Source organism: Chitinivibrionales bacterium, assembly GCA_014728215.1.
GTDB lineage: Bacteria > Fibrobacterota > Chitinivibrionia > Chitinivibrionales > WJKA01 > WJKA01.
The window spans coordinates 134,565-141,328 of record WJLZ01000086.1 but is presented as its reverse complement, the minus strand read 5'-3'; the positions used below and the strand labels follow the sequence as shown (position 1 = coordinate 141,328).

General features: G+C 45.0%; 4 protein-coding genes and 1 tRNA gene. 3 read left to right on the top strand and 2 right to left on the bottom strand.

The annotated features are described in order from the left end of the window. Positions 1-51: 51 nt before the first annotated feature. Both GF401_06940 and GF401_06935 read right to left on the bottom strand, forming a co-directional pair. Complete coding sequence (locus GF401_06940) at positions 52-1,896, bottom strand: hypothetical protein (GenBank protein ID MBD3344782.1); 1,845 nt, start codon at positions 1,894-1,896, stop codon at positions 52-54. A 285-nt stretch (positions 1,897-2,181) separates the two neighbouring features. Beyond that, on the bottom strand, positions 2,182-4,056 hold the full coding sequence (locus tag GF401_06935; GenBank protein ID MBD3344781.1) for a hypothetical protein: 1,875 nt from the start codon (positions 4,054-4,056) through the stop codon (positions 2,182-2,184). Positions 4,057-4,213: 157 nt separating this feature from the next. Between GF401_06935 and GF401_06930 the strand changes: the two genes are divergently transcribed. The 3 genes from GF401_06930 (at position 4,214) to GF401_06920 (ending at position 6,173) form a co-directional block, all read left to right on the top strand. Further along, positions 4,214-5,647, top strand: a complete 1,434-nt coding sequence (locus GF401_06930; protein ID MBD3344780.1) for an HD domain-containing protein — start codon at positions 4,214-4,216, stop codon at positions 5,645-5,647. Between the two features lie 28 nt (positions 5,648-5,675). Further along, the gene (locus GF401_06925) at positions 5,676-5,918 is read left to right on the top strand and encodes a hypothetical protein (GenBank protein ID MBD3344779.1); all 243 of its coding nucleotides are present in this window, start codon (positions 5,676-5,678) and stop codon (positions 5,916-5,918) included. A 168-nt stretch (positions 5,919-6,086) separates the two neighbouring features. Beyond that, positions 6,087-6,173, top strand: a tRNA-Leu gene (locus GF401_06920). Positions 6,174-6,764 lie beyond the last annotated feature (591 nt).

Genomic DNA, 6,764 nt, shown 5'->3' with positions numbered 1-6,764 from the left:
GTAAACCCGCTTCACTCCAGCAGGTCTGAGTAAAAAATTCCTCATCCATCTTCATCTTTTTATCGTAACCACCATCGATTTCTGTTTCAGTCCCTGGTGCACCTTAAGGACATAGGCGCCGGAAGTAATTGAAGAACCCCAGGGGATCACGACCTTTCGTGTTGAGAGTTCTTTGACATCATGGTAATATACATTTTTGCCCGCCATGCTGTAGAGCGCAATGGTAAAATCTCCGGGTTCTCTCAGGTTGACAGTAATACCCTCTGGAGACTGAGTAAATCCAAACAATCGTTGATGAGAATTGGCGGGAGTATTTCCTGCAAGTGCAACAGGGGTTGCATCCGAGGGTATCTGTTCCAGGGCCCCGAGGTCCGGTCTGGAGCCGTTAAAAGCAAGGTTGATACCCTCATCATGGTCCCATGCCAGTTCGTTATCGACCGTTATCGTATTGGTAGAGTAATCGATATCGGTAATTCGGGCCCTTTTATTTTCTCCTTCAATCTGAATGACATCGCCTTCGATAATCCCCATACCATCGGTAAAATATCCGGCATTATCGACAGTAAAACGGCTTCCTGACCCTGATGCACTGGTGATTGTTGTTAAAAATGCGCCGCTGTCAACACAGAGGCTTCCTTCCTTCAAACGGAAATCAGGGGTGTTCAGATCAAAGGAATCGATGGTGCCGGTGATATCCATAAAAAGCGGATCATCATTGTCTTTCCAGTTGTTTTCGAGAATCTGATCGGCTTCATCGACATAATAGTAGCGTATATAATCTCCATTATTGTCATAAAAAATATTGTTTTTGATAATCACCCCGGTGATTTCCGGTCCGCTGCTGTGATGAGCCATTAGAATGGCCCCGTTTTTCCACTCTTCAACACCGGATAATGCCGTATAGCCGTTGCGATAGAACGTATTGTTATAGATAAAACTGTTGCGGCAATCCATTTCGCTTTTTGAGGTGCTGAGACTGATTCCGTAACCATCACAGTGATAAAACATATTGTGGCGTATAATAGTATGAGGCATCCGTATTGAAATAGCTCCTGAAGTATTCTGATCGGGAGGGACGCCGGTTGCCGCAAATCGGTTGCCTTCAACGATGTTCCCTGTTACATTCGCGGCGTTTTCTTCAAAGATAATTGCCCGGTTACCGCATTTGCCGCCGGTTTCGGAGCGGAGACAATCCATCCAGTTACGGTTATTGAAATAATTGTTCCGTATGATGTTATAGCTGCTGCTGACCGTCATGATATGATGACCGCCGTAGAAAAAGACGTTGCCTTCTATCAAGTTGTAATGGCTATGGTCGCTGATATCGGATCCGGTACCGATATTGATAACACCCCCTTTATCATCGCTGGATGTACTGTATCCGACGCGGCCGATAATGCAGCCGGTGATCCGGTTATGATGAGAATCTTTCCTGAACCGGACACCAAGCGGCCAGCCGCCTTCGCTGTTTGCATTGTCAAAAATGCAGTTTTTGATCCAGATATGGTCCGATGAATCCAGACGGAGATACTGATTTACTTCTTCGCAACGAATTCCTTCGACGATAACGTGAGAATTGCCGTTGAAATGAAGTCCCCGGTATATCCCCGATATCTTTACTACTTCGGAGGGATAATTCATATAGACTATGGGATACTCTTTGGTTCCGTCATGGTCGGGGGAAATCTGTTCCCGGTAGTTTCCTTCACGGATAAAGACGGTATCACCTGCCCGGAGCGCCTGGTTGGCGTTGTCGATACTGTTCCAGGCACTCGATTCGGAACGGCCGTTGCCCGAAGAGCTTCCATTGGTGTTGTCGACATAGTAGGTTGTTCCGAAAGAAAGAGCATACAATGAAATGACACAAAAAAATGCCGGATGTACAATCCTGATCATAGTGGATTTCCCCTTTGGCTGAAAATAGATAAATATTAACAGGATTTACAAAGTCTATTGAAGAATGAGAGTGTTCAAGGTTTAAGCGTTATAATGTGAGGACGATACATGGGTCTATGCCATGAGATTATGTTTTCGATTATGTTTCTGAATATAAGTAATACTTCGTATGTGCAATGTAATTATTGATCATGACGGTACACACCCATTCCAGTGATAAAGACGGTCATTGTATCGTATACGGGAAGGCGATAGGTGCCTTTCTTTGATGTTGCGACACCGTCCTTACCTCGCCAGGCTTCCTTCGGCAATTGCATAGATCACTACATTGGTGACCCATTTGAGGGCTGCTTCCTGGGAAGTCTCGCGCTGACCGGTGCTTTTGAGGAGTTCCTTCTCTTTATACCCTTCGGTATAGCAGATTGCCTGCCGTCCTTTGATAGAATATCCGAATACACCCGGCTCTCCGTAGGGGAGATCTTCGGATTTGGGCGAAATTTTGGTGGGAACGGCATCGATAGGGTAATAAGAAGAAAACATCGGATGCTTACCATTGGGGAGTTTACGCAGTTTGCTTACCATCATGGCGCCTGTTTTTACGCAGAGGTCGGCTTCCACCCGATAGATATAATAGCCGCTTTCGACGGCATTGCCCTGGTTGTCGACACAATGCCATCGGAAATGCTTGTTTTTCTGTAAATAGGCGCCCGGAAGCATGTCTTCCATGGTATGGTTGAAAATTTTATTCCCTCTTCGGTTGTAGATACTGATGGTGATGTCGGTGAATTTCGGAATTATTATACCGAAGAAAGTCCAGGGATGAAAAATTTCAGGGTCGGGATCGCGAAAGACATACCCCGAAACTTCCCGGTCATTTTTACTGAGTTCTTTCAGGGTTTTTTCACCCACCGGATCGGAGATGTCTTCCTGAATAATGCTTTTTATCAACCCTCTGACACCCATGCATTCTTTGTAGCCGTGGGTATTGATAAAATAGATAAAACCGCCGTTATTTACATAGGTGCGAAGAAATCTGAGATTTTCTGGAAGTACTGTTTCCGGAACATTTCGGGCCTCACAAAGAAGAATCGGCAACCGCATTAATTCGGACACTCGAAGGAGGTTATAGATTCCCCGGATTTCATGGCCCTGGGGAGTCTTTTTGTTATAAAGATCCCGAAATGAATTTTCGGCCTCGGTAAGATATTCTTTCTGCCATTGCGATAAAGGATAAGTCTCTTCGATTTTCGTGATCCAGTCGTCTTTTTCAGGAGCAAGCTTGGAGTTGTATTTAACCCGCAAATAATCGGCGACAATTTTACGCACCCTGCTCTTGAACATTTCGTATTCCTTATCAACAAGATAGGGCGCTGTGTTCGCCAGAAGGCTGAGTCCGTCGATTTCGGGTTCGTGCTGTGATATTTCTTTAACTTCGGAGTGTGCACGTTCTCTGGCCCGTGTCAGCCAGTAGTCGAAACTCTTATAGATACCCAGAAAGGAGATGGCCCTGCTGCTCAGTTCGGCTTTAACCTTCGTGTTTTCGGAAATCCATTCTGCGATATTTTCGAGTTCGCCTTCATTCCACTGATCGCCCCCGGTGGCGTCGGAAGTAGATTCGGTGCCGGGGATGTCGAGTATTGAGATGGTTACTTTACCGGTGGTCCGTTTGCCCGATCCGAATGCCGCGCCCTTTTTATCTTCCATTTCGGCGCTGCCGATATCGAATCCGGGAAGGTTCATGGAGAGACCATAGGTAACAACCTGTGAACTCGAAACCAGATTGCTGATATCGTTGCTGCTGCCGACCATGGCCATGGGTGATAAATCGGGAGCACCCATGTTGGTTTCGAAATTCCGGAACATCTTAGGATCAAATCCAGGATCGACCGATGGCTTTGCCGCAATAGATTTAACATCAAAGCTGACATCGATTTTCGGCGGGGCCTTTATATCTGCCTTTGGCGGTGGCGGCGGTGGGGGTGGTGGGGGTGGGGGCTGGATCGCCTCAACAGCTTCCAACACCTTGTCTTTTATGACTTTATCGAGACCTGTCGCACGAAGGAACAGGAAGAGTGAGCCGATAATTCCAATTGAAAGAACTAATGACAATCGTGTAATGTTCGCCTGTTTTTTCCGTTTTTCGGTAATTGAAAGAGGCATTGTTGTGTAAAATTCTATTGATTATGAATGGGAATGCACAATTGGTATAACCTGAAGCATACTATACGCTTATACTTTTTAGGCTACCTTTCACGCTCTTTATAAAAATACCCCGCTGATACAGAATAGTCAACAGTATGATACTTCCTTAAATATAATGAATTTAAAGCCTTGTATCGTGCAAAAAATTGAGTACGATTTCAACCGGAGCGGTGAGTCTCCAAATTTAAATAATGGTAAAAAAACATGTCATCACTTGACCCCGCATTGCAATCGGGTTATAATAGAGAAGGCTTTTTTGTTTCTCTTAACCCCGAGTCAATCTTTCGGAAAAAAACTTATGGCCGACCGGGAAAATTTTGCAAAAAAAATAGATATCGATAACCTTCAGACAGGAATGTTCCTCGAGGATGTTTTTAATGAAGAAGGGGCGTTTCTTCTTTCCCGGAATTCGCTGGTAGAATCGGTAGACCAGATAGAGCGGCTTAAAAATCTTGGTGTAAAAAGCGTCTATATAAATATACAAAAGGGAAAAGATGTTTCCTGTGAAGATGAATTGCCTGACCATTCTTTCTCCGATGACTCATCGATTACCATAAGCAGCCGTGAGGCCCGGTATTATGAAGAAATACCAAGGGCCCTTGAAGTAAGAGAGAAGACGCTCATCACCGCCCGTGAGGCGCTTGTTGCTATCAGTAAAGGTCGTTCTTTTTCCGTTGCGGATATTGAAGTTGCTGCTGAAGATATTGTCGAGAGTATCTTGCGCAATTCCGAAGCACTGGTCAGCCTGTGTCAGATCAAGGGGCATGACGAATACACGTACATTCATTCTGTCAATGTTGGCGTATTGATAACTTCACTGGCCAATTCGATGGGATACGACCGGACCTTTCTTTTACACGCCGGGATTGGTGGACTCCTCCACGATATCGGGAAAATGCGGGTGCCGGATGCGATTCTCAATAAGCCCGGAAGATATGCCGACTGGGAATTTGCAATCATGAAAAAGCATCCCGAGCACGGGATTGAAATCATCAAAGAAAAAAAATCGATCTCTCCCCAGGCCGCTATGATAATCGCCCAGCATCATGAACGGTATAACGGACGGGGATATCCGCGGGGATTAAAGGGAAAAGAGATTTCCGAACTCGGCCTGATGGCTGCTGTTGCCGATGTATACGATGCCCTCACCTCCGACAGGGTCTACCGAGCCGCCTGGACCCCGCAGAAAGCACTGGCTACCATTTTCAAGGGGTGTGATGAAGATTATTCCCGTGCCATTGTCGAACGGTTTACTAAGCATATGGGTATCTATCCGGTCGGCAGTTTCGTTAAACTCAACTCAGGAGAAATGGGAGTTGTGGTGCGGGTCGATAATGGAAAGCTCCTCAAACCGGTGATTCTTGTTCTTTTCGATACTGCCGGGAAAAAACTGGATGCCCCTGTCGAATACGATCTCTCTAAAAAAGTAAATGAAATCGGCAGTCGTCAATACGAAATCGAAATGTCACTCAATCCCAGAGCGTTCAGAATAGATGTTGGCGATTATCTGGAAAGTCAAAAAATCAGTCACTTGCAAAACAATAAATAGGATATACAAAAGAAAGGCTTATTTTACTATGCATGGGAAGCACTGCAGGCTGTATGATGAAAATCTTGTAAGAAATATCATGATCTCAACCGGATTGACGGTTTTTGAGTATTTAAAACATAAAACCATTAAAAGCGAAGATGAAATCTGTGAACTGGTTGAGGTCAACGCCGACAACATTATCGAGAATACAATTGAAGATATGAATGCGGCTGCAGAATATGATGACGAGGATCCCGAATCGGATGAGCCACCGCCGTGGGAGGGGTGAGAAAGAACGACATGGCGACAGGACGATAAAATTATGGAGGATACAGGGCTCAGAGGTTAGAGACCAACTAAATTGAGTCTCACCTCGTTGCCTCTAATCGCGCTTAATCTTCTCCCTCTCAACCTCATTCTTGCGTATTTCCCCATAAACCAACTATTTTACTCCCGTGCCGAAGTGGTGGAATTGGTAGACGCGCTGGACTCAAAATCCAGTAGGGGCGACCCTGTGCGAGTTCGATTCTCGCCTTCGGCACCATCCTTCCTTACCGATATTCAGACCCTTGCCCTGACCCTGACCCTTGCATAAAAAAAGCCCTCTGTCGGCTCTAGCACTTCCGACAAAGGGCACTTGCCATAATCACGTCTGCATACATAATATAAACAAAGGGACAAGCCAATATGCAAAATTTTTTTAATATTTTTTAAAGAAATGGAGTATTGGAGTAAGAGAAGACCATCAGCCCCCCTGCGACTCCATCATTCCACCACTTCCTTTTTTTCTTGCTTTTTCTTTAAAATGACGTGATAATTATAAGGAAGCTTCAGAAAACTGTTGCTTTATCAGAAAACGTAAATCATTTTATTAATGGAGCGGCGGGAAAGGTTTTACAATCCCGATAAAATATTTTCGATCAGTTATAACCCCGGGTGGTCTTGGTTCACAGGGCTGCATAGATAAGGACAAACCCAAAGTAACGCCTGCCAGAGTTTTCTTACCGCGAGTTCACCACGATACGATTGAACTTCCATTTTTCTGCCCCACCGTGAAAACCCGCACTAAGTAAGTCTGGAATTAAAAGATCAGCGTTTAATTCTACGTCAAAATTGTATTCCTTTCCATATCATA

Bases quoted from the DNA above. Each gene is read 5' to 3' on its own strand.
- GF401_06940 (MBD3344782.1), bottom strand. From the start codon at position 1,896: ATGATCAGGATTGTACATCCGGCATTTTTTTGTGTCATTTCATTGTAT.
- GF401_06935 (MBD3344781.1), bottom strand. From the start codon at position 4,056: ATGCCTCTTTCAATTACCGAAAAACGGAAAAAACAGGCGAACATTACA.
- GF401_06930 (MBD3344780.1), top strand. From the start codon at position 4,214: ATGAATTTAAAGCCTTGTATCGTGCAAAAAATTGAGTACGATTTCAAC.
- GF401_06925 (MBD3344779.1), top strand. From the start codon at position 5,676: ATGCATGGGAAGCACTGCAGGCTGTATGATGAAAATCTTGTAAGAAAT.